General features: G+C 53.0%; 26 protein-coding genes. 11 read left to right on the forward strand and 15 right to left on the reverse strand.

All coding sequences use genetic code 11. From position 1 onward, the window contains the following. Positions 1-8: 8 nt before the first annotated feature. Positions 9-1,064, reverse strand: coding sequence for an acyltransferase family protein (locus KNP86_RS09155; RefSeq protein ID WP_084592844.1), 1,056 nt, complete (start codon positions 1,062-1,064; stop codon positions 9-11). Positions 1,065-1,087: 23 nt separating this feature from the next. Continuing rightward, positions 1,088-1,642 (reverse strand): hypothetical protein, encoded by a 555-nt coding sequence (locus KNP86_RS09160; RefSeq protein ID WP_214753921.1) that lies wholly within the window; start codon positions 1,640-1,642, stop codon positions 1,088-1,090. A gap of 252 nt (positions 1,643-1,894) precedes the next feature. Here KNP86_RS09160 and KNP86_RS09165 point away from each other — a divergent pair, with 252 nt between their 5' ends. After that, positions 1,895-2,383 (forward strand): hypothetical protein, encoded by a 489-nt coding sequence (locus KNP86_RS09165; RefSeq protein ID WP_034778666.1) that lies wholly within the window; start codon positions 1,895-1,897, stop codon positions 2,381-2,383. Here KNP86_RS09165 and KNP86_RS09170 read toward each other — a convergent pair. Then, on the reverse strand, positions 2,380-2,979 hold the full coding sequence (locus KNP86_RS09170) for an alpha/beta hydrolase (RefSeq protein WP_034778669.1): 600 nt from the start codon (positions 2,977-2,979) through the stop codon (positions 2,380-2,382). The two genes, KNP86_RS09165 and KNP86_RS09170, sit on opposite strands and share 4 nt — an antisense overlap. After that, on the reverse strand, positions 2,976-3,920 hold the full coding sequence (locus KNP86_RS09175) for a VOC family protein (protein WP_214753923.1): 945 nt from the start codon (positions 3,918-3,920) through the stop codon (positions 2,976-2,978). The genes KNP86_RS09170 and KNP86_RS09175 overlap by 4 nt, the downstream gene beginning before the upstream one ends. Before the next feature lie 116 nt (positions 3,921-4,036). Between KNP86_RS09175 and KNP86_RS09180 the strand changes: the two genes are divergently transcribed. The 3 genes from KNP86_RS09180 (at position 4,037) to KNP86_RS09190 (ending at position 6,599) form a co-directional block, all read left to right on the forward strand. Then, positions 4,037-4,927: an ABC transporter ATP-binding protein gene (locus tag KNP86_RS09180; protein WP_214753925.1), complete on the forward strand. Its 891-nt coding sequence runs from the start codon at positions 4,037-4,039 to the stop codon at positions 4,925-4,927. Continuing rightward, positions 4,917-6,110 carry an ABC transporter permease gene (locus tag KNP86_RS09185; protein ID WP_214753927.1) on the forward strand — a complete coding sequence of 398 codons (1,194 nt, stop codon included), beginning with the start codon at positions 4,917-4,919 and terminating at the stop codon, positions 6,108-6,110. The genes KNP86_RS09180 and KNP86_RS09185 overlap by 11 nt, the downstream gene beginning before the upstream one ends. A gap of 63 nt (positions 6,111-6,173) precedes the next feature. After that, a complete protein-coding gene (locus tag KNP86_RS09190; RefSeq protein ID WP_214707114.1) occupies positions 6,174-6,599 on the forward strand; it encodes a hypothetical protein in 426 nt (141 codons plus the stop codon). Positions 6,600-6,645: 46 nt separating this feature from the next. Here the strand turns inward: KNP86_RS09190 and KNP86_RS09195 are convergent, their stop codons facing one another. The 3 genes from KNP86_RS09195 to KNP86_RS09205 form a co-directional block, all read right to left on the reverse strand. After that, complete coding sequence (locus KNP86_RS09195) at positions 6,646-6,852, reverse strand: hypothetical protein (protein ID WP_214753929.1); 207 nt, start codon at positions 6,850-6,852, stop codon at positions 6,646-6,648. A 56-nt stretch (positions 6,853-6,908) separates the two neighbouring features. Continuing rightward, entirely contained in the window at positions 6,909-7,508 is a 600-nt protein-coding gene (locus KNP86_RS09200; RefSeq protein ID WP_021066527.1) for a helix-turn-helix domain-containing protein, read from the reverse strand. An 86-nt stretch (positions 7,509-7,594) separates the two neighbouring features. After that, positions 7,595-8,095, reverse strand: a complete 501-nt coding sequence (locus tag KNP86_RS09205; RefSeq protein WP_021066526.1) for a PTS sugar transporter subunit IIA — start codon at positions 8,093-8,095, stop codon at positions 7,595-7,597. Positions 8,096-8,301: 206 nt separating this feature from the next. Here KNP86_RS09205 and KNP86_RS09210 point away from each other — a divergent pair, with 206 nt between their 5' ends. Then, positions 8,302-9,996 carry a M3 family oligoendopeptidase gene (locus KNP86_RS09210; protein ID WP_214753931.1) on the forward strand — a complete coding sequence of 565 codons (1,695 nt, stop codon included), beginning with the start codon at positions 8,302-8,304 and terminating at the stop codon, positions 9,994-9,996. 106 nt (positions 9,997-10,102) lie between these two features. On the opposite strand, the gene KNP86_RS09215 is transcribed toward KNP86_RS09210, so the two are convergent. Beyond that, on the reverse strand, positions 10,103-10,993 hold the full coding sequence (locus tag KNP86_RS09215; RefSeq protein WP_285800906.1) for an aldo/keto reductase: 891 nt from the start codon (positions 10,991-10,993) through the stop codon (positions 10,103-10,105). Then, a complete protein-coding gene (locus KNP86_RS09220; protein WP_034778690.1) occupies positions 10,990-11,493 on the reverse strand; it encodes a cupin domain-containing protein in 504 nt (167 codons plus the stop codon). Before KNP86_RS09220 ends, KNP86_RS09215 begins: the two co-directional genes overlap by 4 nt. Positions 11,494-11,675: 182 nt before the next feature. Here KNP86_RS09220 and xylA point away from each other — a divergent pair, with 182 nt between their 5' ends. The 3 genes from xylA (at position 11,676) to KNP86_RS09235 (ending at position 15,578) form a co-directional block, all read left to right on the forward strand. Next, entirely contained in the window at positions 11,676-13,019 is a 1,344-nt protein-coding gene (gene xylA, locus KNP86_RS09225) for a xylose isomerase (protein WP_034778691.1), read from the forward strand. Positions 13,020-13,084: 65 nt separating this feature from the next. Beyond that, on the forward strand, positions 13,085-14,584 hold the full coding sequence (gene xylB / locus KNP86_RS09230; protein WP_214753933.1) for a xylulokinase: 1,500 nt from the start codon (positions 13,085-13,087) through the stop codon (positions 14,582-14,584). A gap of 7 nt (positions 14,585-14,591) precedes the next feature. Continuing rightward, positions 14,592-15,578 (forward strand): aldose epimerase family protein, encoded by a 987-nt coding sequence (locus KNP86_RS09235; protein ID WP_214753935.1) that lies wholly within the window; start codon positions 14,592-14,594, stop codon positions 15,576-15,578. A gap of 35 nt (positions 15,579-15,613) precedes the next feature. On the opposite strand, the gene KNP86_RS09240 is transcribed toward KNP86_RS09235, so the two are convergent. Further along, positions 15,614-16,726, reverse strand: a complete 1,113-nt coding sequence (locus KNP86_RS09240; RefSeq protein WP_214754185.1) for an ROK family transcriptional regulator — start codon at positions 16,724-16,726, stop codon at positions 15,614-15,616. 268 nt (positions 16,727-16,994) lie between these two features. Between KNP86_RS09240 and xylE the strand changes: the two genes are divergently transcribed. Further along, on the forward strand, positions 16,995-18,410 hold the full coding sequence (gene xylE / locus KNP86_RS09245) for a D-xylose transporter XylE (protein WP_214754187.1): 1,416 nt from the start codon (positions 16,995-16,997) through the stop codon (positions 18,408-18,410). 50 nt (positions 18,411-18,460) lie between these two features. Here xylE and KNP86_RS09250 read toward each other — a convergent pair whose 3' ends face one another. Next, on the reverse strand, positions 18,461-18,790 hold the full coding sequence (locus KNP86_RS09250) for a winged helix-turn-helix transcriptional regulator (RefSeq protein WP_200881502.1): 330 nt from the start codon (positions 18,788-18,790) through the stop codon (positions 18,461-18,463). 256 nt (positions 18,791-19,046) lie between these two features. Here KNP86_RS09250 and KNP86_RS09255 point away from each other — a divergent pair, with 256 nt between their 5' ends. Both KNP86_RS09255 and KNP86_RS09260 read left to right on the forward strand, forming a co-directional pair. Then, positions 19,047-20,249: an MFS transporter gene (locus tag KNP86_RS09255; RefSeq protein ID WP_214753937.1), complete on the forward strand. Its 1,203-nt coding sequence runs from the start codon at positions 19,047-19,049 to the stop codon at positions 20,247-20,249. Positions 20,250-20,259: 10 nt separating this feature from the next. Then, entirely contained in the window at positions 20,260-21,207 is a 948-nt protein-coding gene (locus tag KNP86_RS09260; RefSeq protein WP_214753939.1) for an LLM class oxidoreductase, read from the forward strand. Between the two features lie 51 nt (positions 21,208-21,258). Here KNP86_RS09260 and KNP86_RS09265 read toward each other — a convergent pair whose 3' ends face one another. From KNP86_RS09265 to KNP86_RS09280, 4 genes are all read right to left on the reverse strand, one after another. Next, positions 21,259-22,104: a pentapeptide repeat-containing protein gene (locus KNP86_RS09265; protein ID WP_052090152.1), complete on the reverse strand. Its 846-nt coding sequence runs from the start codon at positions 22,102-22,104 to the stop codon at positions 21,259-21,261. A gap of 84 nt (positions 22,105-22,188) precedes the next feature. Further along, complete coding sequence (locus KNP86_RS09270; RefSeq protein ID WP_214753941.1) at positions 22,189-23,442, reverse strand: hypothetical protein; 1,254 nt, start codon at positions 23,440-23,442, stop codon at positions 22,189-22,191. 74 nt (positions 23,443-23,516) lie between these two features. Continuing rightward, positions 23,517-23,945, reverse strand: a complete 429-nt coding sequence (locus tag KNP86_RS09275) for a CBS domain-containing protein (RefSeq protein ID WP_021066516.1) — start codon at positions 23,943-23,945, stop codon at positions 23,517-23,519. A gap of 404 nt (positions 23,946-24,349) precedes the next feature. After that, positions 24,350-25,150, reverse strand: coding sequence for an alpha/beta fold hydrolase (locus KNP86_RS09280; protein ID WP_034778702.1), 801 nt, complete (start codon positions 25,148-25,150; stop codon positions 24,350-24,352). Positions 25,151-25,222: the final 72 nt, after the last annotated feature.

Here is a 25,222-nt window from a genome sequence, read left to right on the forward strand (position 1 = left end):
AAAAGGGTTTACGGTTTTGCATCTTTCACATCTTGGGCACGGCGGACGTCGATCTCGACGAGCGGCTTCAATAGCTTGACGACCGGCGGGCTGATGATCAATAGGACAATCAAGAAGGCGACACCGAACAAGACGAGCAATTGGAGCCATGACGTCGGCATGAACCCGGCCGGCACGAACGCCTTCCAGGCGACGACGAGGAAGACGTGCACCAAATAAATGTAGAGACTGTACTTTCCGGCCCGAGTGATGACCGGTAGCTCGCGCCCCGGGATGATGAGTGCGAAACTGATCGCCATGAGAATCGATACCGTATAGACGATCAAGAAGGCGAACGGCCCGCTCCAAATCGCCTCCGGCACCGCCGTCTCATAGGCGAACCGGAACTTGAACAAGTTGCCGATATGATAAAACGCGCTCTCGTTCTGAAGACTCATCGAGGCGAGCAGCCCGAGCGTGAGCGTCGTGAAGACGGCGAATCCGCCGATCCGATACCGGTTCCGTTGCTCGGCCCGCTTCGGCAGTTCGAAGAAGTTCATCGTGTTCCGCGCGCTCATCCAGTTCCCGATCAAGAAGAACGGATAGAACATGATGACTTTCCGCAGGGCGAAGAACCCGGTCGATTCAGCTTGGAAGCCGAACAAGAGCGCGAATAGGAGCGCGTACAGCACGTATCCTTTCAACTGGGTCACATACGGGGTGATGACGTACCAGATGATGATCGCCATCAAGTACCAGAGCGCCCAATACGGCTTCAATAGAATCAATCCCGGGTTCTCGAGCGACAAGAGCGGGATGCCCTCGGTGAAGGCAAACCATGAGCCGAGGATCACTTGCCAGATGACGTAGACGACGAACAGCTGGATGACGCGCAAATAGCGGTTCTCCCGGAAGAAGTAACCGCTCAGCATAATGAATAACGGCATGTGGAACGTGTATAAGAATAAATAGACCCATTTCGGCAAGATGTCGTCATAAGCACCGCGCACATCGGTCAACAAGTGACCGAACACGACGAGTAAGACGAGCACGCCTTTAATATTATCGTACCAATGATTTCGCATGATATTCCCTCAAGTTCTATAAATCAATATTGTTGTTTAGCCAATTCTTTTTGACGATTCCAAAAAGCAATCGTTTCTTTCTTCCGTTCAATTGGAAACTCCTCGAGCATCTCCCCCACTTCGTCTTCGAGTGGCAACAGCAATCCGGGGTTTTCCTGAGCGCACCGCATAATCTTTTCAAACTGCGTAAAGAACACCTCGAGTTCGCGAGGAGCCTGCGTTTCGAGCAGCTGTCCAGCTTCCGCGACATATCCGCCAAAATAAGTGAGATAGAAGATGCGCACCCGTTCCGTGAGCACCGGATCCGTGAAACGTTCTGCTTCTTTGACGATGGCCGCCCCTTCACGCAACATGTTAAAGTTCATCAAAAAACGATTCGTTCCCTTGTCCCCTAGTCGGACAATCTCTTTGATGAGCCGAAGCATCTCTTCAGCTTCGAAGCCTTCGCTGAAATAACGGTTCAACGTCGTCTTCACGTCTGCATGCTGTTTATACAGACCGACGATGAGCTCAATCAACTCGTTTTGGTCGAATTGCTTGAGCTCGGCCCGCAACTCGCCCACCTTCATCTTCTTCATCCAATTCCCTCGCTTCATTTTTTGCCTCATTCATCATAGCCGATTTTTTGAACTGGTGAAATTACGTTTCCACAAAAAAATGATGACGTCACTGTCATCATTCCCCGGATTTGCCCTTCGCAAGCCGAAACGTCAAGAAATCTTCATCCGACAGCATGTTTCAAGCGTATTCAAATAGACGAGAGTGGGTACAGTATAGTATAGTAGTCTTACCAAATAATCAGAATATTCTAATAAAAGGAGGTGTGGAGAATGGCTTCCGTCATTCGTAACCGTCACCACATGGTACATGACCCGAAACGTTCATTCTCTAACTTCGGATTTTGGTGGTTCACCGGCGCCTTTTCCGTCGGACTGCTCATCGTCGCCTTCGAACCAATCCGGGAACGATTCACCGCCATCCATCCGATTCTGTCCGTGCTGTCCTTTGTGTTCCTTTCGTTCTTCATCGGTGTCGCCATGAAACTCGCGCGTGACGTCTGGTGGCTCAACTACCTGCTCGAACGCACATCGAACCGATACATGTACATCGGGGCCGACACGCTCCGTAGCTGGCAGTACACGCTCGACTCCATCTGGTTATTGACCCGCACGTCACAAAAAAAGCTCGGCCGATTGTATATCCAAATCGACCGAACTGTCCGTTCTGAAGAGGCGAAGCGTCTGTTCGCCGCCTATTTGATTGATCGTGGTGTGCTCGTCGTCTACTCGAGACCATCGAAACCGAAGAAGATGGCTTAACCGAGATACGGCGCCAGCCAGGTCTGCGCTGCCTCGACTTCTTCCATACGTAGCTCGTGCCCGCCTTCGTGATAGAAGAGTTCAACGTCCGCTCCGGCACTTCGGAGCGTCGATGTGAGCTCTTCTGTTTCTGTTTTCGGGCAAATCGGGTCACGCTCCCCGGCCGAGATGAACACGTTCGCCCCCGTAAGGTCTGGCAACGTGAGTGAACGGTCGGGCACCATCGGGTGGAACAAAAGTGATGCGTGGAACGCATTCTGCCGGTAAAGCGCCGATCCGATCAAATTGGCCCCGTTCGAATAGCCGAGCGGGATCATCTTGTCGCGGTCGATGCCATATTCCGCCGCCGCATCATCCAAGAACGTCAAGAACCGTTCCGTCTGTTTCTTCAAGTCCTCGAGGTCGAGGACGCCTTCCGCGTGACGGCGGAAGAAGCGGGACATGCCGTTCTCGAGCACGTCCCCGCGGAGCGTCAAAATGTTCGCCTCGGGAGCGAGTCTTCGTGCGAGCGGGATCAAGTCCTGCTCCGTCCCTCCTGTGCCGTGCAATAAAACGAGTGTCGTCTCGGTCGTGCCTTGAATGAATTGATGTATCATGTCATGTCTCCTCTCGGGATTGTAATTGTCGGTAACGTACGGGTGATCGCGTCACGGTCTTGTTCGAACCATGCCGGGAGCTGGAGCGTCGAGCCGAGGCCCTCCAAACTCTCATCGATCAAAAAGCCGGGCGCATCGGTCGCCAGTTCATGAAGAATTCGGCCGGCGTCATGGAAGTAGACCGAGCGGAAGTAGTGGCGCTCTTTCACTTCGGTCGGACGGAGCCCGAGCTCGAAGATGGCGTCTTGCCACATCGTGTAGTCTTCCCCGTCATTGACGCGCCACGCGATATGATGGACCGTCCCCGAACCGGGCACCCCGTTCGGCAGGATGGTCTTTTTCACGTCGATGACGTTGCCGTAGTCGGCCGAGGCTTGTAGGCGAATCCATTCTGAATCTTCCCCTACCGTCTCAAAGCCAAACAGTCCCGTCAACAAGCGGACCGTCGCCTCCGGGTCTTTCGACAACAGCGTCGCCCCGGCAAAGCCGGTGATCGCTTCAGCTGATGTCACGCCCGGCACGACCCAACTCGTCTGTTTCGAACTCGCCCGGGCGACGAGCTCGACGACGAGTCCGTCCGGGTCTTCAAACAAGAGCGACGGCTCGCCGAACCGTTCGGTCGCGACCGTGCCGACGCCATGGTCGTTCAATCGTTTCTCCCAAAATAAGAGACTGCCTTCCGGGACGAGATAAGCCGTGACCCCGACTTGTCCGCTGCCGACGCTGCCTTTGCCGATCCCTGGAATCGGGAAGAACGTGATGACCGTCCCCGGTGACCCTTGCTCGTCCCCGAAATAGAAATGGTACGTGCCCGGGTCATCGAAGTTGACCGTCTGTTTGACGAACCGGAGTCCGAGGACATTCCCGTAAAAATCTAATGTGCGTTGTGGGTCTTTCACCATCGCCGAGATGTGATGGATACCCGCTGATTGCTTCGTCATCTCATGTCCTCCTTTTTATTATCTTGATTTCAAGATAAATCATTTTCGAAGAAATGTGAAACTTTTTGCTCAATATGGCGTACGCTAATAGTAGACACCTATAAGGAGGTACATATATGACGTTACAAATCGATCGTGTGTCAAAACAGTTCGGCCAATTCACGGCTGTCGACGACTTGAGCTTCCACGTCCCGAAAGGCGAGATGTTTGGCCTGCTCGGGGCGAACGGGGCTGGGAAGACGACGACGTTCCGCATGATTCTCGACATCCTAAAACCGAGTGACGGGACGATTCTCTGGGACGGCCGAAAAGTCGACCACCGCATCGTCGGCTATCTGCCGGAAGAACGGGGCCTCTATCCGAAGTCACCCGTCCGGGACCAGCTCGTCTTTCTAGCAAGCTTGAAAGGAATGCGCCAAGCCGAGGCGAAACGGGCGGTCAAGTCATGGCTCGAACGGCTCGAAATCCCGCAGTATGAGACGATGCGCGTCGAACAACTGTCCAAAGGGAACCAGCAGAAGATTCAACTCGTGGCCGCCCTGCTCCACAACCCGGAGCTGCTCATCCTCGATGAACCGTTCAGCGGGCTCGACCCGGTCAACGTCGAGATCTTGAAACGTGAAGTGCTCGCCCTCCGCGACGCTGGGACGACGATCGTCTTCTCGAGCCACCGGATGGAGCACGTCGAGGAGCTGTGCCAACACATCGGCATCTTGAAAGGCGGCCGCGCGGTCGTCAGCGGCGACGTTCCGACGATCAAGGAACGTTACGCTGAACCGGTGCTCTTTATCGAGACGGACCGACCTGACGTGCTCCAAGCCCTCCCGGTCGTTCGGGCGATCGAGTCGCATAAAGATGGTCTTTTCGTCCGACTCGACTCATTTGAAGACAGTGATGCGGTGCTCGGGGCCCTCGTCTCGAACGGCGCCACCGTCAAGACGTTCATGCGCCAACCCGTCTCATTAAACGACATCTTCATCAAGGAGGTCGGTCAACATGTTTCATAACTTCGGACCACTTTACTCGTTCACGTTACGCTCGAAGCTGCGCTCAAAGGCGTTCCTCATCTCGACGATTTTAACGATCTTGTTCATCCTCGGCTTCACGAACATCGACCGTCTGCTCGCGAACTTTGAGGATACCGACCAGGCCCAAGCCATCCTCGTCACTGAAAACAACGACCTGACGACGCTCATGCAGTCGCTCGGTTATGAAGACATCGAATCGGCCGCGATTTCCGAGTCCGAGGCGCGTGCTGGCCTCGACAATGGGGATTATGAGATTGTCGCTTTCATCGAGGGCGATTCGGCCCGCGTTCTATCGGAACGTCCAGAACCGGACTTCACGACGGTCCTCCAGACGGCACTCCGCGAAATTCGGAACGCCGAACTGATCGAGACGTCGAACATCGATCCGGCCGTCCTCGCGGCATTGAATGAGCCTGTCACGGTCGAAGAATCATATCTCGGCCGCGGCGGAGAAAACTCGGACGAGCTGTTCTCGTCGTTCGCGTTCGTCTACGTCATGCTCATGTTACTCTACGTCTCAATCATCACGTACGGCTCGATGATTTCGACCGAGGTCACGACCGAGAAGTCGTCACGCGTCATGGAGCTAATCATCTCGACGACGCATCCGGTGACGCACATGCTCGCCAAAATCTCGGCCATCGGGACGCTCGCGTTGCTTCAAATCGCGATTTTCCTCGGCTTCGGGTACTTCAGCGCCCGCAGCAACGAGATGGCACAGTCGGTCATCGATAACGCCGGCAACGTCCGCGCCGTCGTCTATCTGTTGACGTTCTTCACGCTCGGCTATCTGCTCTATGCGGCCATGTTCGCCGTACTCGGCTCACTCGTCAGCCGGGTCGAAGAGTCGCAACAGATGACGATGCCGGTCATCATGCTGCTTGTCGCCGGGTTCCTCGCCGCCATGTTCGGCTTGAACAACCCGGAAGCACCGATCGTCACGATTTTGTCGTACGTACCGTTCTTCACGCCGATGCTCATGTTCCTTCGTGTCATGCTCGTCGATGTGCCGGCATGGGAAGTCGCGTTGTCAATCGGCATCATGATTGCCACGATCGGTGTGATTTTGTGGGTCGGCTCGAAATTTTATCGCGGCGGCGTCCTATTCTACGGCAACAACGCGATTAAACAATGGCGACAAATATTACAGAATCGACAATAACGTTTACAGCATTTTCGTTTTCGTATACTCTAAAGAATGTGCAAAATGAGGAGGAAACGAACAATGCGATCACGATTACTCGCAGCTTTAATCTTTACTTTCATGACGACGCTCACGACGTTCATCTGTTATACCGTCTTCTTGGACGCCGATGCGCTGTGGCAAATCTTGCTCGCATACGCGGGAAGCACGTTCCTCGGGACGCTCGCTTTTTGGTATCCGGTCAGCCGGCGTCCAGAGACGTCGCGGTTCGGCGGCGCGTGGATCGGCATCTTGATCACGACGACGACGCTCATCGGATTCACCGCGATCCGCTTCACCGTTCGTGGTGACGCCGCGTCCTTACTCGACTGGCAGACGATGCTCGCGAGCCTCGCCTATACGTTCGGTTACGTCGGTTGGGTGCTCACGATTCTCAACATCGTGCTCGGCTTCCTACTTGCCGGGACACGACCGAAAGTAAGATATGACTCGCGCATGGCGCGTTAATATCGACAAAAGGAGCCAAGACAATGTGTCTTGGCTCCTTTTGTATTTATCCTTTGCTCTGTTCCTTTCCAATTTGCTGATGATATAACATCGACGCATCAAGTAGTTCATCAAGTTTAAGAGATAGCATCATTTTCTCTCGTTTGCTTAATTTCTGTCCATAAAACATCAAGTCTCTAAATTCACTATCCGCACTTCGATAACTTTTACCTAATTGCTCCCTAGAGCTTTTCATTGTTTCCACCATCTCCATATCTGTACCTCCTCCCTAACTAAATTAAAAAAACACGAACTTTTAGTCCGTGTTGTTCACTGCAATTTATACGATTTATCGACGACCCCGAACTCCGTGTATTGGAACGAGTTGTCGACGAACTGGTCCGGTACGAGCTGCTCGATATAGCGGGCGAACGGCACGATCCGATGCGTCGGTTCGTGCGAGCGTCCCAGGTCGAGCACAGCATCGACGAGCGCCTCGAGCGCATGATGTGACGTCGGTTCCTCGTCCTCGGCGAAGATGCGACGGAGTTCTTCCTCATGCATGAGGTCGAAGATGCGCATCCGCGCCTCGAGCTGCCGCTGCATGTCCTCGGTCGACTTGCCGTGCATCGCCTCATCGTAGGCGAGCTTCATTTGTTCAAGTTCTGGGACCGTCCCTTTCATGAGCACTTTGAGCGACTCGCCCGTCCAAATATGGCGGGCCAAATAGTTCGCGTCGATCTTGAGCGCCTCGGCGAGCGCCTCTATGTAAGGCATCGTCGGGTAGACTTCACTCAGTTCGGTCCGGCGAATAAAGTACGGGGCGACGCCGATGCGGTCGGCGAGTGCCTCGACCGAGATGCCGGCCCGCTCACGTAATATTCGAATCCGATCCCCATAACCCCGGTACGGTGCGTTTTTTCCATCCATGTCTCTCTCCCCCTCTCTTTTTAGTATAGTTCCCGAATCCATAAAAAAATACTCGGAAGCATACGCCTCCGAGTAAAATGTTCAACTTATTTTTTCGTCAATTCGACGACTTCTGTAGAACCGGCTGTGACCGTGTCGCCTTCAGCAACGAGTTTGTTCACGCCGAAGCTGTCGTGGTTCGTGATAATCACCGGTGTGATCGTCGACGGCGCGTTCGCTTTGATGAAGTCGAGGTCGAACGTGACGAGCGTGTCGCCAGCTTTGACGGCTTGACCTTCTGTCACGTGCGTTTCGAAGCCTTCACCTTTAAGGTTGACCGTGTCGAGACCGATGTGAATCAAGTACTCTGCACCGTTGTCAGCGTTGATTCCAATCGCGTGTTTTGTCGGGAAGACAGTCGCGATTGTACCGTTGACTGGCGAGACGACTTTGCCGTCTGTCGGTTCGACGGCGATGCCGTCACCCATCATTTTTTGCGAGAACACTTGGTCAGGAACGTTCGTGATGTCAATGACCTTCCCTGTAAGCGGTGAAACCGCGTTAAGTTGTTCTTCTTTACCACCAAATAGTTTTTTAAAGAATCCCATAGCTTAATCCCTCCAACATGTTCTGTTAATCAAAGTCTTAGCTTTTATACCCGAAAAGCTTCCTCTTCAATCCCTACCCTATAAACGGTATAGTTGTAATAAGGTAGTGCGAATTCGTTTACACATCGTAAGAATACGAGTGTGCAATCGCTTTTGCAAGCCCTTTTTACACTTTATAAAAATTTCACATGATGGAGGCGCTTACAATGACGACTTTCACAAAATTGTCATATGAACGGCCCGACTTGGACGCTTTGAACAGCCGATTGTCGGACTATTCAGTCGAATTGCAACAAGCGAGCACACTCGAAGAGGCGAACGAATTGATTCGCCAAATCAACCAGGAACGGAACGCGTTCGAGACGCAAAGTCAACTCGTCGCAATCCGCCACTCGATCGATACGCGTGATGCGTTCTACGAGGCTGAGCAGACGTTCTTTGACGATGCGTTACCGGTTTACGAGAAAGAGGTCCAAGCGTATTATCGCGTCTTGACCGAGCACGACCTGCGCAGCCAACTCGAACAGGAATGGGGCAGCCAGTTGTTCGAACTCGCCGAGCGTGCACTCAAGACGTTCGAGGAGTCGCTCATCCCGAAACTGCAGGAAGAGAACCGATTGGCGACCGCCTATCAGAAAGTCATGTCGGCGGCCCAAATCGAATTCGACGGCAAGACGCTCAACTTGTCCCAGTTCGGCCCGTATCTACAATCCCCTGACCGTTTGGTACGAAAAGCGGCATCCGAGGCCCGTTATACATATCTGGCCGACAACGGGGACGAACTCGACCGCATCTACGGCGAACTCGTCCGCGTCCGGACCGACATCGCGCACGCGCTCGGCTTCCCGTCGTTCGTCGAGCTCGGTTACGCCCGGATGCAACGCGTCGGCTATGACGAGTCGAACGTCGACAACTTCCGCAAACAAGTGCGCGACGTCATCGTCCCGCTCGCGACGACGTTAAAAGAGAAGCAGGCGAAACGGATCGATGTCGATTCGCTCACGTACTACGACGAGTCGTTCGTCTTCCCAGACGGCAACGCGACGCCACAGGGCGACGAGGCGTTCATCATCGAAGGCGGGAACACGATGTATCGTGAACTCTCAAAAGAGACGGACGAGTTCTTCCAATTCATGCAACAGCGCGGCGCCCTCGACTTGACGGCGAAACCGGGCAAGGCCGGCGGCGGTTACTGCACGTACCTCCCGTCGGAAAGTCTGCCGTTCATCTTCTCGAACTTCAACGGGACGGCCGGCGATATCGACGTGCTCACGCACGAGGTCGGTCACGCCTTCCAAGTGTACGAGAGCCGTCATTTGACGACGCCAGAATACGCGTTCCCGACATACGAGGCGTGTGAGATCCACTCGATGTCGATGGAGTTCTTCTGCTGGCCATGGATGGAACTGTTCTTCGGCGATCAAGTCGACAAATACAAGTTCAATCACTTGGCAGGAAGCATCACGTTCCTCCCGTACGGCGTCCTCGTCGACGAGTTCCAGCACGTCGTCTACCGCAACCCTGACATGACGGTCGCTGAGCGGCGCCAGGCATGGCGTGACCTTGAGAAGGTGTACTTGCCACACCGTGACTATGAGACGAACGACTACCTCGAGTCAGGCGCTTGGTGGCACCAACAAGGACACATCTTCCAGAGCCCGTTCTACTATATCGACTACACGCTCGCACAAGTGTGCGCCTTCCAGTTCTGGGTGCGCATGCATGAGGACCGTGAGGCGGCGTGGAGCGATTATCTCACGCTCTGCCAAGCCGGCGGCAGCCGCTCGTTCCTCGAGCTCGTCGAATTGGCCGGTCTCAAGTCACCGTTCGAGGACGGCGTATTGAAACAGACGGTCGGACAGATTGAAGACTATCTATTGAAGCATCCGCTCGCGAACTAAAACGAACCCACTCACGTCAGCGTGAGTGGGTTTTCTCGTTCTAGATTTAAGTGTACTTCCACATCGAGACGCAAAAACAGGTGAGCCCGTGAGCCCACCTGTGTCTTCAAATCACATCTAATGGTTCTTTTTGGCTCGGTGGCGGGAACGCCTCGTCGAGCGCATTAAAGTCGTCCTCGGTCAAGTTGAGGAGCAACGCCGCGCCGTTCTCTTCGACGTGCGCTTTCTGACCCGCTTTCGGGATGGCGATGACGTTTCCGCTCCGCACCGTCCACGCAAGCAAGATTTGGGCCGGTGTCGCACTGTACGCCTCGGCGATCCGGTTCACCGTCTCGTCGTTGAAGACTTTCTCTTTCACGTCGCTTCCTTCGGCGAGCGGGGCGTAAGCCATCATCGGGATTCCTTGCTCCTGTAAAAATGGCAACAAGTCGTATTCGACGCCGCGGCTGCCGAGATGATAGAGCACTTGGTTGACCGCGCAATGTTTCCCCTTCGGCAAGGCGAGCAGTTCTTTCATGTCGTCGACATCAAAGTTCGAGACACCCCACGCTCGGATCTTACCGTCCGCCTTCAACTGTTCGAGCCCGTCGACCGTCTCCTCGAGCGGGATGTTCCCGCGCCAATGCAGGAGATATAAGTCGAGGTAGTCCGTACCGAGCCGTTCGAGCGTCGCGTCACAAGCTTGGACGAGTTTGTCGCCCCCGGCGTTATGCGGATACACTTTCGAGACGAGGAACACGTCTTCCCGCCGGTCTTGAATCGCTTCACCGACGAGCGACTCCGATTTCCCTTCCCCGTACATCTCCGCCGTATCGATGACGTGCAACCCGCAGTCGAGTCCCGTCCGGAGTGCCTCGATCTCGGCTTCCCGTTTCGATTCGTCTTCTCCCATGCGCCATGTGCCTTGCCCGAGGGCCCTCATCTCACGCCCGTCTGGCAATTCAGCCACGTGTTGTTTCAGTGTCGCCAAAATTAATGTATGTGGAATGCGGTTCATGCCATCTCCTCCTTCGTCCATTGTTCATGTAACGGTCCGGTCGTCCCAAAGACGGGATCAGTCGCCGGTTTGTCGACTCGTTCGATCCGTTGCACACTGTCCGGTCGTTCTTCCGGTTTCCCTGTCAACGTATCATAATCGCGTCCTTCCGGATAGGCACCGACGATGGCAAAGTCTTCACTCGCCTCGAGACGGCGATGTCCCGTCCCGGCCGGCAAAATCAAGACGTCTCCTGCTTGAAGCGAGACGAGGTCCCCGGTCGCACCGCCAAGTTGGACGGTCGCCCGGCCCGACTTCACGCCGAGCACTTCATGCGTATTGCTATGGTAATGGTGATAATCGAACACCCCGTTGACCCAGCTGTTGCCCCAACCGTTATGTTCGAACGTCGCTTGCATCCCGTCCGTCTCATCGAACACGCCGCGATACAACAACACCGGGAAATCCGGATTGTTCGGGATCGAGCCGTCGTCTTCAAATCGATATGTCAACACATCCATATTGTTCCCTCCTTGTCTCTGTCTTTGTACCCGAGTTGACGCCCGATTAACCTGTGAGCCAACTCACGGTGAAAAAGTTCAAAAAGATAATTCAAAAAACTTAGTTTGTTCGATAGACAAACTAAAAAGTTTGATGTATTCTATTCCTGAAAACGATTACAGAAATGAGGAGGATGAATCGCATGTCACAAACTCAAACGAAAAAGGAATACTATCAAGGTGTCGGACAAATCAAATTTGAAGGTACTTCTTCTACAAACCCATTCGCCTTCAAACACTACAACCCAGAGGAACAAATTGGTGGGAAGTCGATGGAAGAGCTGCTCCGTTTCGCCGTCTCGTATTGGCATACGTTCACAGCCGATGGAACCGATCCGTTCGGCAAAGCCACGATGATCCGACCTTACGACCGCCTTTCAGGAATGGACCTCGCCAAGGCCCGTGTCGAAGCGGCGTTCGAGTTCTTTGACAAGTTGAACGTGCCTTACTTCTGCTTCCATGATTTCGATATCGCCCCTGAAGGAAGCACCCTCGCTGAGACAAACCGAAATATCGATGTCATCGTCTCGATGATGAAAGAATATATGAAAACGAGTAAGACAAAATTACTTTGGAACACAGCGAACATGTTCTCGCATCCGCGCTGGATTCACGGAGCCGCCACTGCACCGAATGCAGATGTGTACGCCTACGCAGCAGCGAAAGTGAAAAAAGGACTCGAAGTCGGTAAAGAGCTCGGGGCCGAGAACTATGTGTTCTGGGGAGGTCGTGAAGGGTATGAAACGTTGCTCAACACCGACATGGGACTTGAGCTTGATAACTTGGCCCGCTTCTTCCACATGGCCGATAGCTATGCCAAAGAGATCGGCTTTGATGCCCAGTTCTTGATCGAACCGAAACCAAAAGAGCCGACGAAACACCAATACGACTTTGACGTGGCGACGGGTCTCGCCTTCTTGCAAAAATATGACTTGGCGGACCGCTTCAAGTTCAACATCGAAGCCAACCATGCGACGCTCGCCGGACACACGTTCGAACATGAGCTCCGCGTCGCCCGCGTGAATGGGATGCTCGGGTCTGTCGATGCAAACCAAGGTGACCCGCTCCTCGGCTGGGATACGGATGAATTCCCGACCGACCTCTATTCAACGACGCTCGCCATGTATGAGATCTTGTTGAATGGTGGGCTCGGAAGCGGTGGGCTCAACTTCGATGCGAAAGTCCGCCGCGGTTCATTCGAACCTGAGGACTTGTTCTATGCCCACATCGCAGGCATGGACAGCTTCGCCGTCGGTGCGAAAGTCGCTCAACGCTTGATTGATGACCGTGTGTTCGAAAACGTCATCCAAGATCGCTACGCAAGCTACAATGAGGGAATCGGAAAAGACATCGTCTCCGGTCAAACCGACTTCCACAAACTTGAAGCCCATGCGTTCACGCTTACTGACATCCAAAATAAATCGGGACGTCAAGAACAGCTCCGTCACATCCTCAACCAATACTTGTTGGATGTACAACGCCCTTAATCGCGAAGCCCAGACTCCATGATGGGGTCTGGGCTTTTAAATCAAAACCGGAAAGGATGAACCTAATGAAATACGTCATCGGAATCGATTTAGGGACGAGTGCGGTCAAAGCCATCCTCGTCGACAAAAACGGGCAACTCTGCGGGGAAGCGAGTCGCGCCTACCCCCTCATCCAAGAACGAGAAGGCTACAGCGAACAAGATCCGTCAGCCTGGGTCGAACAGACGGTCAACGCCTTGACCGAGCTCGTTCAACAGTTCGAAGGACGTCCTGAAGACATCGAAGGCATCAGCTTCTCGGGACAAATGCACGGGCTCGTCTTACTCGATGCGCAACATCAGTTGCTTCGCAATGCGATTCTTTGGAACGATACGCGAACGACGGCTGAATGTGAGGAGATCAAAGATCGACTCGGACCGCTTCTCCTCGACCTCACTAAAAACCCAGCGCTCGAGGGCTTCACGCTCCCGAAACTTTTATGGGTGAAGCGGCATGAACCTGACCTGTACCGTCAAGCGGCCGTCTTCCTGCTCCCGAAAGACTATGTCCGCTATGCGTTGACAGGTCAACTGCATATGGATTATTCCGATGCAGCCGGAACGCTTCTCCTCGATATCGCTAAAAAGGAATGGAGCGACGAAATCTGTGAACGGGTCGGTGTGCCGAAATCCCTCTGTCCCCCACTCGTCGAGTCGTCTGATCAAATTGGGACGCTCAGCTCTTACTACGCGACGCGCACCGGCCTTTCTTCGAGCGTCAGCGTGTTCGCCGGAGGTGCGGACAATGCCTGTGGTGCCATCGGGGCCGGTATTTTGAACGATCAACAAACGATGTGCAGCATCGGCACATCGGGTGTCGTCTTGGCCTATGAACCAACCGCCCGGCTCGATTTCAAAGGGAAAGTCCATTATTTCAATCATGCTAAGCCAGGTGCCTATTATACGATGGGTGTCACCTTGGCAGCAGGACATAGCTTATCCTGGTTCAAGGATACGTTCGCACCAGATCAATCATTTGAGACGTTGCTCGCCGAAGTGAAAGACGTACCGATCGGGTCGAACGGCCTCTTGTTCACTCCTTATCTCGTCGGTGAACGGACCCCTTATGCGGATGCCATGGTGCGAGGAAGCTTTATCGGAATGGACTCCACCCATCGCTTGGCCGATTTTTCACGGGCCGTGCTAGAAGGAATCACGTTCTCCTTAAAAGAGTCCCTCGAGCTGTTCCGTGCGGAAGGGAAAGTGATCACGTCGATTGTTTCGATTGGAGGGGGCGCCAAAAACGAGGCGTGGCTGCAAATGCAGGCAGACATCTTCGACGCCACCATCATCAAGCTTTCCAACGAGCAAGGCTGTGCGCTCGGTGCCGCCATGTTGGCTGCTTACGGCTGTGGGTGGTTTGATAGTCTCGAGGCCTGCAGTGAGGCGTTCATTCAGGAGGCGAAGCGATACGAACCGATTCCAGAAAACGTCACACGCTACCACGCCTTGTTCGCACTCTATCAACAAGTCTATCCGGCCACGAAACAGCTCTCTCATGGCCTGTCCGCATTTCGGAGAAAGTGAGACGACGATGAACTATACATCCGACCATTACGGGACCGTGGACGGTATCCCCGTCTCGCGTCACCGCGTATCGACAGACTCGTTCAGCTTTTCTTGTATCGATTATGGGTGTACCATCACGGAAATTGCCGTCCCCGATCAACTGGGGAACATCGAGAACGTCGTATTAGCGCTTGATTCGCTTGAGGATTACGTCCGTCACGATTATTATCTGGGTTGCGTGGTCGGACGGGTGGCCGGAAGGATACAGAATGGTCAGTTCACACTCGACGATCAGACCGTTCAACTGCCTTTGAACGACGGTCCCAACCACCTTCACGGTGATCACTTCCATAAGGTCGTATGGAACCCATCCATCGAACAGACGGATGATGGCGTGACCATTCGATTTGAACGGTCGTTTCCTCATGGCCATCACGGATACCCTGGGAATATTGACGTCTCGGTCGAATACACGATTACTCCCCACGCTGTGGCGATTCGCTATGAGGCGAAGACCGACGCGCCGACCGTCATGAACATGACGAATCACACATACTTCAATTTATCAGGGACGTCCCTGCCGATTTCTGACCATACGCTTCAGCTTATGAGTGACTCGTTTTATGAACTAGACGAGACCCTTATTCCGCGCCGCGTGAAGTCCGTCATGACCTCCCGGGCATTCGATTTTAGAGCGGCGAAACGAATCGAAGATGGCCTAAATGATACAGATGCGCAACTTGACCTCGCCGGAGGCTTCGACCACCCGTTTTGCCTGTCCCAAACGGAACGTCCTCAAATCGAACTTCGTCATGCTTCCGGTCGCAGGCTTTCCGTCCATACGACCGAGCCGTGTGTCGTCTTCTATTCGGGCAATATGCTTCCGAACGGGCTGAGACGGACCGGCCTTTGTTTAGAGACGCAACAGGCACCGAACCTGCTGGACCCTCGTAGTGTGTTACGTCCCGGCGAGACGTACGTCGCCGAGACGACGTGGACGTTTGCCCCATAACAATAGCCCGCCACCTGAAGGTGACGGGCTATTCGTCATTGCATCATTCGACGCTGTAAAAACTGCTCGATGGCAAGCGAGGCCATCCCGATCGCTGAAGCGTGGTCGCTCAATTTCGACGGGATGAGCTCGAACGAGTGGTCGGCTTGCGCATACACGCGCGATGAGATCGCCGTGCGAATCATGTTGAGGACCATCGGATGCGACTCGATGACCCGACTTTGAATGATGATCGCTTTCGGATTATAGACGTTTAGTACCGTATTCAACCCGACCCCGACGTAAAAGCACCATTTTTGTAGTTCATTCAACACCGATGCCTCATTGTCCTGTAAACTTCGTTGGAGCGTCTCGACCGTGTGCCCCGGCAAATACTTGTCCCATAGTACTTTTTCCGAGGCATACAACTCCCAACACCCGCGGTTGCCACACGTACATTTCGGTCCATTGTATTCAATCGACATATGCCCGAACTCGCCAGCGAACCCGTCCTCGCCTCGATACAATTCTCCGTGTAAGATGATGCCCGTTCCGACACCGGTCCCGAGACTGACGAAGACCATCTCTTCATTGTCTTTCCCGGCCCCGAACCGTCGTTCTCCGTAAGCCCCCGCATTGGCCTCGTTCTCTAAATTGACGGGTACATCATAACGATTCTCTAAATCTTGCTTCAAACTCGTCACGTCAGGACGGAGGTTCGGGACAAAAATGACTTGTTGCTCGCGATTGATGAGTCCAGGCACCGAGACACCGATTCCAATGAGCCCATATGGAGAGGACGGCATCTTACCAAGCAACACATCGATGGCAGCTCTTACTTTCGGTTCTGCCTCCTGGTCCGCCTCGGCCCACTCGGTCGTCAACGACTCCACAACGTTGCCTTTTAAATCGGTCAATACCGCATTGATCGCTTTCACGCCTAAATCGACTCCGATCGTGAATCCTGCCTGCTGGTTGAACACGAGCATGACCGGGCGACGCCCCCCGCTCGAATCGCCTTGTCCGATTTCAAAGATGAGTTCTTCGTTCAATAGAGCGCCAATTTGCGCAGATACCGTCGATTTGTTCAATCCCGTCACTTCTGACAGTTTTGCGCGTGAAATTGGGTAACTACGAATGATTTCATTCAACAATACGGTTTTATTCATTTTTTTCACAAGCTGTTGATCAGCGGTCACATCTAATTTTGCCAATGACTTTGTCTCCCCTTTATACGAAGTGATGTCTCATCCATCGTTTAACTTTCGTTCCATTCCGTTTTACTCTCAAATTCATTATACAAAAACTGCAAAAATATAGTTGAGAATTCGAGCCTCATTTTGTATGATAAGGATAGTTAGTTTATCCGTCAAACAAACTAACTTATTTTTAACTTGATATTGTAAGCGTTACCAATTCCAAGGAGGGCAAAACGTGATGAAACAAAATCAGAACACGCTATACCTCATGACCATCACACTCGTCGCGACATTAGGTGGCTTGTTGTTCGGTTATGATACTGCTGTCATCTCAGGCGCAGAGAAATCATTGGAGAAGTATTTTATTGACGGGCTGAATTTAAGTTCGCTCGTACACGGGGCGACCACTTCCTCGGCATTGATCGGTTGTATCATCGGGGGGATCATCTCCGGTATATTCGCAAGCCGATTTGGTCGTAAAAAATCATTGATTTTCGCGGCCACTCTTTTCTTCTTGTCCGCACTGGGATCGGCTTATCCCGAAGTCCTCTTCTTTACGAGAGGCGAACCGACGATTGCCCTTCTACTTACGTTCAACTTGTATCGCATCATCGGCGGAATCGGCGTCGGACTTGCCTCGGCCATCACGCCGATGTATATCAGTGAGGTCGCGCCAGCTGCGATTCGAGGACGGCTCGTGTCGCTAAACCAATTTGCCATCATCCTCGGGATGCTCGTCGTCTACTTCGTCAACTGGTCGATCACAAGTGGGCAAACGGTCGCCTGGATCGATGACATCGGTTGGCGGTATATGTTTGCCTCTGAAGCCATCCCGGCCCTCCTTTTCGGTTCGCTCTTATTGATTGTTCCGGAAACACCACGGTATTTGGCGCTCCAAGGTGAGGAAGAAAAGGCTCTCCACATCCTCAGTCGAATCAATGGCAAAGAACGTGCCGAAGCAATCATGCAAGACATCAAATCGTCTGTCAGTCATTCTTCAGCCAAGCTGTTCACTTACGGAAAACTGGTCATCACCATCGGGATTCTCTTATCGGTGTTCCAACAATTTGTCGGCATCAATGTCGCATTGTACTATGCCCCACGAATCTTTGAAAGTATGGGTGCCGCTAAAGATGCTTCCATGATGCAGACCGTCGTCATGGGGCTCGTCAACGTCGTCTTCACCATCGTCGCCATCTTGTTTGTCGATAAAGTCGGTCGAAAACCACTGCTCATCATCGGTTCGGTCGGCATGGCAATCGGGATGTTCGGTGTCGCTTCGATGGCCTACACGAATGCAATCGGAATCGGTACACTCATCTTCATCATCATCTACACAGCCTCATTCATGATGTCATGGGGACCGATTTGTTGGGTACTCATTTCGGAAATCTTCCCAAATAAAATTCGAGGGCAAGCGGTCGCAATCGCCGTCGCCGCTCAATGGACCGCCAACTACTTCATTTCATCGACCTATCCGATGATGATGGAATTTAGTGGTACGATGACATACGGATTTTACGGGGTGATGAGCGTATTGTCCGCCTTGTTCGTCTGGAAGCTCGTACCGGAGACGAAAGGCAAAACGCTCGAAGAGATGGAGACGTTATGGAGTCGCAAACAAGCTGTCTCAAAAGACGTATCCGCCTCATAACGATAAAAAGACAGCGGTTCTCTCATTGAAGAGCCGCTGTCTTTTCTGATTTAGGAAATGACGTCTTCCCCGGTCTGTTCAATATGCCCTTCTCCCCAGGCACACATCGCATCCAAAATCGGTTGGAGCGACCAGCCGTAGTCGGACAGGGAATAGACGACTTTCGGTGGGACTTGTTCATACACCGTGCGAATGATGACACCGTCCGCCTCGAGCTCGCGCAACTGTTGCGTGAGCATTTTTTGCGTGATGTTCGGCATGAGCTTTTTCAATTCGCTCGTCCGCCGTTCCCCTTTAATCAAATGACACATGATGACGACTTTCCACTTGCCGCCGATGACGTCGAGCGTCGCCTCGACCGGGATGTTGTATGGCATGATGGTTCCTCCTTATGGACCGGGATAGGTACTTTTCGGTGCCTATCGTACTTGAAAGTGCGTACTTCCCAATTAAATTCGATGGACTTATGATAGCAACTGTAGCTCAGTTATACAAGTTCATCTCACCAGTAACCGCTTCTTGAGACAGTAAGGGTCTTTTTCGACCGTACTGGACAATAAAGAAGATTGAGATGCTCGAGCTGCCTCGAGACGAAGGGCCCTCGTCTCAACAAACATTCTTTAGGAGGAACTACACATGAATCAACCGTACACCCAGCCTGTCGACGAACAGGCACCGAAAAACGGAGGGCTGGCCTTGCTCGCCCTCGCCATCAGCGCCTTCGGCATCGGGACGACCGAGTTCGTCCCGGTCGGCCTGCTCGCATCCATCGCCAGCGACTTGAATATTGGCATCACGCTCGCCGGTCTTATCATCTCCGGTTATGCCATCGGCGTCGCCGTCGGTGCGCCGATCTTGACGGCACTCACGAACCGGATGAATCGCAAGACGTTACTCATGGCACTCATGGTCGTCTTTATCGGCGGAAATTTGGTCTCTGCCCTGTCGACCAGTTTTGAACTGCTGATTGCCGCCCGATTTATCACCGCGTTCGCACACGGTGTCTTCTTCTCCATCGGGGCGACGATCGCCGTACAGCTCGTGCCACCGCATAAAAAAGCGAGTGCCATCGCACTCATGTTCACCGGCTTGACGGTCGCGACCGTGACCGGCGTCCCGCTCGGCACGTTCATCGGTCAAGCGTTCGGATGGCGCGCCACGTTCTTCGCCGTCGCCGCACTCGGGATCGTATCGATCATCGCCAGCTTCTTCTTGATCCCGAAAGATTTGAAACAGTCACCACCAGCGAAGTTCTCCGATATGAAGAAATTGCTCACGAACGGCCGAATCATGCTCGGCTTCTTGATCACAGCACTCGGTTACGGCGGAACGTTCGTCGCCTTCACGTACTTGACACCAATCATGCAGGACGTGACGAACATCAGTCCGAGCTTGATTAGTATCGTCCTACTCGTCTACGGGATCGCCGTCGCCATCGGCAACTGGGCAGGCGGAAAACTCGCCAATGAAGACCCGGCCAAGGCGTTGTTCTATATGTTCATCGTCCACGCCGCTGTCATGATCGTCATGTCGTTCATGATTCCGTTCAAAGTCGCGGGACTCATCGCCATCGTCTTGATGGGACTGCTCGCCTTCATGAACGTACCTGGCCTTCAACTATATATCGTGCAGTTGGCAGAGAAGTATGTACCGGCCGCGGTCGATGTCGCGTCGGCGCTCAACATCGCCGCCTTCAATATCGGTATCGCGCTCGGTGCGACCATCGGTGGGATTGTCGCGGACTCGATCGGTCTCGTGCATACGCCTTGGGTCGGTGGCATCATGGTCATCATCGCTGTCATCTTGACCGCCGTCTCACGTCGTTTGGAAGCGAGCTAAGGAGGACACCATGTTCAACAATCATGTCAGCTACAATCGGATGTATCGGGAGGGCGAGCTCACGCTCGGCCTCCACATCCCGTTAGAAAATTTCAAGATGCGCACCCCGACGCTCGAACGTCAAGTCGAGCTCGCCCAACGAGTGGACGACTATGGCTTCACGGCGCTCTGGCTCCGAGACATCTTGCTGAAAGACCCGAACTTCTTGGACCCGGCCGTCGGACAGATTTATGACATGCTCATCTATGGGACACACTTGCTCGGTCAGACGAAGCGCATCGCCCTCGGCACGTCCGCCCTCGTCTTGCCGCTCCGGCACCCGCTCCGTTCGGCGAAAGAAGTCGCGACGATTGAAGCGTTGTTCCCGGAACGTTTGATTCTCGGCATCTCGTCCGGCGACCGTCGGGCCGACTTCAAAGGACTCGGGGTCGACCATGCGACACGGGGCGAGCAGTTCAAAGAATCGCTCCGTGTCATGGAACAGGCGCTCTACCACAACTATCCGACCATCGATTCGTCGTACGGCGAGGTCCATGAGGCGACGCTCGTTCCCCGTCCGAAAACACGCATCCCGACGATGATCACCGGGTTCGCGCAGCAGGACATGGACTGGCTCGGGCAACACGGGGACGGGTGGATGTATTATCCGCAGGCCCCATTCGCCCAACAGCAAGTTCTGAGCGATTGGCGCGAGTCAGGTCAGACGCATGGAAAAGGGTTCCGCCCGTTCTCGATGCCGATGCATCTCGATTTGGCGCATGACGCGGACGAGCTTCCGACTCCAATCCGGCTCGGCTTCCGTGTCGGTCGCAATCAATTGATCAAACTGCTCGAGGCGTATCGGGCCATCGGCGTCAATCATCTGTTCTTCGCCTTGTTCGACGGGCAACGTCCGGCCGACGAGGTCATCGAGGAGCTCGGGGAATATGTGCTCCCCCATTTCCCGCCGCTTTCGTAAACTCCAGGTATTCAAAAAGACGACCTCCCCCCGTGGAAGTCGTCTCTTGCGTTACAGCCAGTGGCTCGGTCGCGTGTAAACGGGCGCCAATTTCGTATGCCGGTCCCCGTTCATCGCGTTCACTTGCATCTGTGTCAAAAACAGACTGTCGGTCAACGTTGCTCCTCGCACATCCAAATCTCGTACGTCGGCCCCCATGAAATCGACATAGGACAGGTCTTGCCCACGTAAGTTAGCACCAATCAACAAGGCGCCTCGATAACACGTCCCTCTCACGTCATGCTGACTCACGTTTCGACCAATCAAATCGGCCCGGTCTTGCTCGTGGCGTGACGTCAACGTCAGGCCGTTATGTTTCAACCCTTCCGCTCGAATGTGCCGACTGAGTCGGACAAACAATGGGCGGGCCCGTTGTCGGAATGCCATCAGTGCCGTACCGCTCAACTGTTCAGGCGGTAACTCACGGAAAGCCAGTAGCTCTTCCAATAACGTCTCGAGTAATCGTGCATCGCGCTTTGGGATTACTCGGCTCAGGATGTCGCTTATGTAGAACAACAGCTCATGGACTTGACTCATGATGGGTAGCACCGTGAACATACGCGTATCGTCGACATCCGCCTCCCGCCAGCTTCGTCCGTGAAACGTCACTTGTGACACGAACTGCCCGGCCCCGAGACAGTCGTACACCGTACATCCTTTGAAGCCCCGCTCGCGCAGTTCGGAATGGATGTTGCAGGCATACGAATCTGCCAAATGGACGCACGGCTGTCCTGCGGGTTTATCAATCGGGAAATCCTCAGATTTCAAGTAGTGGAACGCCACACAACAGAGACCGAAACAATTCGCACAATCCGGTTTGAGCGATTCACGCAGCATATGTAAATCGGGCATCGCCATTCATTGTCACTCCTTCCTTGTATGTCTTGACTCTATACGTAAAAGTATAAGGAATGTCCCTATTTTTCCATAGCCTTTATTCAATCAATTAGCGTTGCCTTCATCCTTTTCCCCATAAAGCAGTTGCTCCCTCGTTCGCCTTTTCTGCTCTGCCTCGGATATTTCTTTGTAAAGAGCAATCACGGCATCGAACGAGCTTTCGACGTCGATTCGTTGTTCCAACAGTTGATCAACATAAAATCCGTGACGCAAATCTTCGAGATAGAGTTCCGTTGCTTGATCGAACATCATCTCAAACTGCTCTTTTGCGTCTCGAATCTCGTCATAGGGTTCCTTATCCGTTAAAAGTTGCTGGTCGAAAGGGTCTGTTGAATGAATGAGCTCGTCCCACGCTTCCGGTGACAGTCTGGCTTTCCAATAATCATAGCCCGATTCAAAGCGTTGCAATGGTTGACCGGACGGAAACGACTTTTCGGCATACGCTTCGTACAGCTTAAGCCAATGCTCGAAAAACCACTTGATGATCGCCATGTCCCAATCCATAAACATCTCTGATTTGTCATGTTCGACATATTGGACCCTTCCGCCTTGATACTTCACCTCGAAACGAATCGTCCCTTGAATGGACTCGTCGCGATAAAACATGTCATCGCGATACTCGATGTCATCTAAATCGAGGTCTGCCGGTTTCTCATACGCTTCGAGTGCACTCGCAAGCGATTGGACCGCTCCTGTCGTCAAATCGGTGAACGTCACTTCAATCCGCTCGATAGTTCGGGGTGTCTCGATGATTCCTTCGTTGTAACAGACGGCCAACACGAGCGGTCGTAGGCTGTCCGTCGAATCGGGAATGACAATCCATTTCTGCAGCAGCGGGTCATGGTAATATCCCTCTTTGATTAACGCTTCTGTGTTGTGGGCATCATTTTCAATAATTGAATACAACAGAACGTCAAGTGGTTGAACTTCACCGTAAGGGATGATCCCATAGAAGTTCTCTTCTATCTCGTCACCTGTCCGGAAGTCTCGACCACTGCGCCACTCCACGACAAAACGCCATCGTTCGATGAGCCACCATACCCACTCACCGCCGCTCATACCGGTTTGCCATTCATTCCGTTCATGGGCGACCCACTCGTCTTTATCGTACAAGACGGACTGAGAAGTCCCATCTTGGTAGCGGACCTGATAGGTGAAGATGCCATGTAACGTGTCTCGGTGAAGCAAAGAATAGGCGGATTCATTCAAAAACAACATAAAGTCGATGAAGTTCACCGTTTCCTCAGACCCTGCCTCTTGAAACCATAGCTCAATCGATTCAATGACTTGTGCTTCCATCTATAGCTCGCCTCCCCGTTGCTTGTACTCACACATACAAAAACCAACCCGCTTTCACAGGTTGGTCCATTCGTTCAGTTCACTTTATTCTCGAGCTGTTGCAACTTCGTCGAGTAATACTCGATGATGTCGCGGCGCCGGATGATGCCGATGAAATACTTCCCGTCATCGACGACCGGCACGAAGTTTTGATCGGTGATCGCATCGACGAGCTCCTCGATTTGCGCCGTGATGGCGACCGGCTTATACCGTACGCGTTGCTTGATGTCTTTCAGGCGTGTCCGGAGCACTTTTTCGTAGTCTTCTTCCCCGCGAAGCTGTTCGGCGAGTGCCCAGAGCAAATCTCCTTCCGTCATCGTGCCGGCGTAAAAGCCGTTCTCGGATACGAGCGGCACCGAGGTGAAGCGATGATGTTTCATCTTCTCGAGCGCTTGACGCACCGTCGATTCCGGGTCTAAATATTTGACGTCTTCTTTCGGATATAAAAAGAAAGCGATATTCATGTACAATCTCTCCTCAATCTAAAAATCCACCTCTCCATTGTACCATGTATTAAGGTCTAGTCAGCACAAATTGACCATCTAAATGTCATCCGTTCTAGCAAAAGGAGGCTTATTTCTTTTTTCTTGTGAAGCGTTTCCAGACGAGCTATTCGAATTGTGTGAGAACACAAAAACAGGCACGGTCCCGAGCGGCTTTTCCATAGCCATCCTTGACCGTGTGACGAACACCAACGACTCTATGTCAAAACCTCGACATACAGCAAACTTGTTCAATCTCAACTCGAATAAAGTGCTTCATTTTAGCTATACCCGTGTACAAGTCGTTCTAGCCTCAAAATCCGTAACAAACATGCTACAGATGGCCATCAAAAAAAGCCTAGGAACGTCCTAGGCTTGTCACACACTCAAATAAATTCGAGCAACGTCTTGTTGAACTTGTCCATCTCGTCGAGGACGGTACCGTGACCGCTCTCCTCGAATCGCTCGATCCGGGCGTTCGGGATCCCTTTTTCCATCTCGAGCGCGAACTCGAACGGACAAATCTTGTCATGGACGCCATGGATGATAAGCGTCTCGACATTGACTTTCGGCAAGTCCTCGCGCAAATCCTCATCACGGAGCGCTTTCGCCGAAGCAATCGTCCCGTGGCTCGACGCGACGAGCGACAGATGATGGAACCAGTTTTGCATCGGTTTCGAATGTTCTTTCTCGAAGAAAATCTCACCGAACCCTTCGAGCATCTTCGGACGGTCTTTCAGCGTATCCTCAATCAACGCGTCGACCTCGGCTTGCGTCATCCCGTACGGATAGTCTGGACGTTGCGTGAACACTGGTGCCGCTGCGCCTGAGAGGACGAGTTTCTTCAACCCGTCATCCGGGAAATCGACGGCGTAACGGATGGCGATGGCCCCGCCCATCGAGAAGCCGACGAGCGTGAAATCTTTGATGCCAAGCCCGTCAACGACCATGTGCACGTCCGACGCCATCGTCGCATAGTCATAACCTGTCGCCGGTGCATCGGACTTGCCGTAGCCACGATAGTCGATCCCGACGTAGCGATAGCCTGCTTCGAGCAATGCATTCTTTTGATACTCGAACATGTTGTTGTTTGCCGGCCAGCCGTGCAAGAAGACGACGGCATCGCCTGTCCCGACGTCTTCCACGTAAATACTCGTTCCGTCATGTGCGGTAATATAATTCCCCATTGGTCAAAACCCCCAGTTGGATTGTTGAGCGGCATGCTTGTTTGCCCACAACCCAACTTTTCCCGTTTGACC

The sequence above is a fragment of the Exiguobacterium sp. s16 genome (assembly GCF_018618115.1).
In the GTDB taxonomy this organism is placed as follows: Bacteria; Bacillota; Bacilli; order Exiguobacteriales; family Exiguobacteriaceae; genus Exiguobacterium; species Exiguobacterium mexicanum_A.

What these genes read in the sequence shown, in the direction of transcription:
- xylA (WP_034778691.1), top strand. Translation starts at nt 11,676, where the DNA reads ATGTCACAAACTCAAACGAAAAAGGAATACTATCAAGGTGTCGGACAA.
- KNP86_RS09165 (WP_034778666.1), top strand. Translation starts at nt 1,895, where the DNA reads ATGGCTTCCGTCATTCGTAACCGTCACCACATGGTACATGACCCGAAA.
- KNP86_RS09255 (WP_214753937.1), top strand. Translation starts at nt 19,047, where the DNA reads ATGAATCAACCGTACACCCAGCCTGTCGACGAACAGGCACCGAAAAAC.
- KNP86_RS09270 (WP_214753941.1), bottom strand. Translation starts at nt 23,442, where the DNA reads ATGGAAGCACAAGTCATTGAATCGATTGAGCTATGGTTTCAAGAGGCA.
- KNP86_RS09190 (WP_214707114.1), top strand. Translation starts at nt 6,174, where the DNA reads ATGCGATCACGATTACTCGCAGCTTTAATCTTTACTTTCATGACGACG.
- KNP86_RS09155 (WP_084592844.1), bottom strand. Translation starts at nt 1,064, where the DNA reads ATGCGAAATCATTGGTACGATAATATTAAAGGCGTGCTCGTCTTACTC.
- KNP86_RS09185 (WP_214753927.1), top strand. Translation starts at nt 4,917, where the DNA reads ATGTTTCATAACTTCGGACCACTTTACTCGTTCACGTTACGCTCGAAG.
- KNP86_RS09260 (WP_214753939.1), top strand. Translation starts at nt 20,260, where the DNA reads ATGTTCAACAATCATGTCAGCTACAATCGGATGTATCGGGAGGGCGAG.
- KNP86_RS09170 (WP_034778669.1), bottom strand. Translation starts at nt 2,979, where the DNA reads ATGATACATCAATTCATTCAAGGCACGACCGAGACGACACTCGTTTTA.
- KNP86_RS09210 (WP_214753931.1), top strand. Translation starts at nt 8,302, where the DNA reads ATGACGACTTTCACAAAATTGTCATATGAACGGCCCGACTTGGACGCT.
- KNP86_RS09205 (WP_021066526.1), bottom strand. Translation starts at nt 8,095, where the DNA reads ATGGGATTCTTTAAAAAACTATTTGGTGGTAAAGAAGAACAACTTAAC.
- KNP86_RS09240 (WP_214754185.1), bottom strand. Translation starts at nt 16,726, where the DNA reads ATGAATAAAACCGTATTGTTGAATGAAATCATTCGTAGTTACCCAATT.
- xylE (WP_214754187.1), top strand. Translation starts at nt 16,995, where the DNA reads ATGAAACAAAATCAGAACACGCTATACCTCATGACCATCACACTCGTC.
- KNP86_RS09265 (WP_052090152.1), bottom strand. Translation starts at nt 22,104, where the DNA reads ATGGCGATGCCCGATTTACATATGCTGCGTGAATCGCTCAAACCGGAT.
- KNP86_RS09275 (WP_021066516.1), bottom strand. Translation starts at nt 23,945, where the DNA reads ATGAATATCGCTTTCTTTTTATATCCGAAAGAAGACGTCAAATATTTA.
- KNP86_RS09180 (WP_214753925.1), top strand. Translation starts at nt 4,037, where the DNA reads ATGACGTTACAAATCGATCGTGTGTCAAAACAGTTCGGCCAATTCACG.
- KNP86_RS09160 (WP_214753921.1), bottom strand. Translation starts at nt 1,642, where the DNA reads ATGAAGAAGATGAAGGTGGGCGAGTTGCGGGCCGAGCTCAAGCAATTC.
- KNP86_RS09175 (WP_214753923.1), bottom strand. Translation starts at nt 3,920, where the DNA reads ATGACGAAGCAATCAGCGGGTATCCATCACATCTCGGCGATGGTGAAA.
- KNP86_RS09235 (WP_214753935.1), top strand. Translation starts at nt 14,592, where the DNA reads ATGAACTATACATCCGACCATTACGGGACCGTGGACGGTATCCCCGTC.
- KNP86_RS09280 (WP_034778702.1), bottom strand. Translation starts at nt 25,150, where the DNA reads ATGGGGAATTATATTACCGCACATGACGGAACGAGTATTTACGTGGAA.
- KNP86_RS09220 (WP_034778690.1), bottom strand. Translation starts at nt 11,493, where the DNA reads ATGGATGTGTTGACATATCGATTTGAAGACGACGGCTCGATCCCGAAC.
- xylB (WP_214753933.1), top strand. Translation starts at nt 13,085, where the DNA reads ATGAAATACGTCATCGGAATCGATTTAGGGACGAGTGCGGTCAAAGCC.
- KNP86_RS09215 (WP_285800906.1), bottom strand. Translation starts at nt 10,993, where the DNA reads ATGAACCGCATTCCACATACATTAATTTTGGCGACACTGAAACAACAC.
- KNP86_RS09195 (WP_214753929.1), bottom strand. Translation starts at nt 6,852, where the DNA reads ATGGAGATGGTGGAAACAATGAAAAGCTCTAGGGAGCAATTAGGTAAA.
- KNP86_RS09200 (WP_021066527.1), bottom strand. Translation starts at nt 7,508, where the DNA reads ATGGATGGAAAAAACGCACCGTACCGGGGTTATGGGGATCGGATTCGA.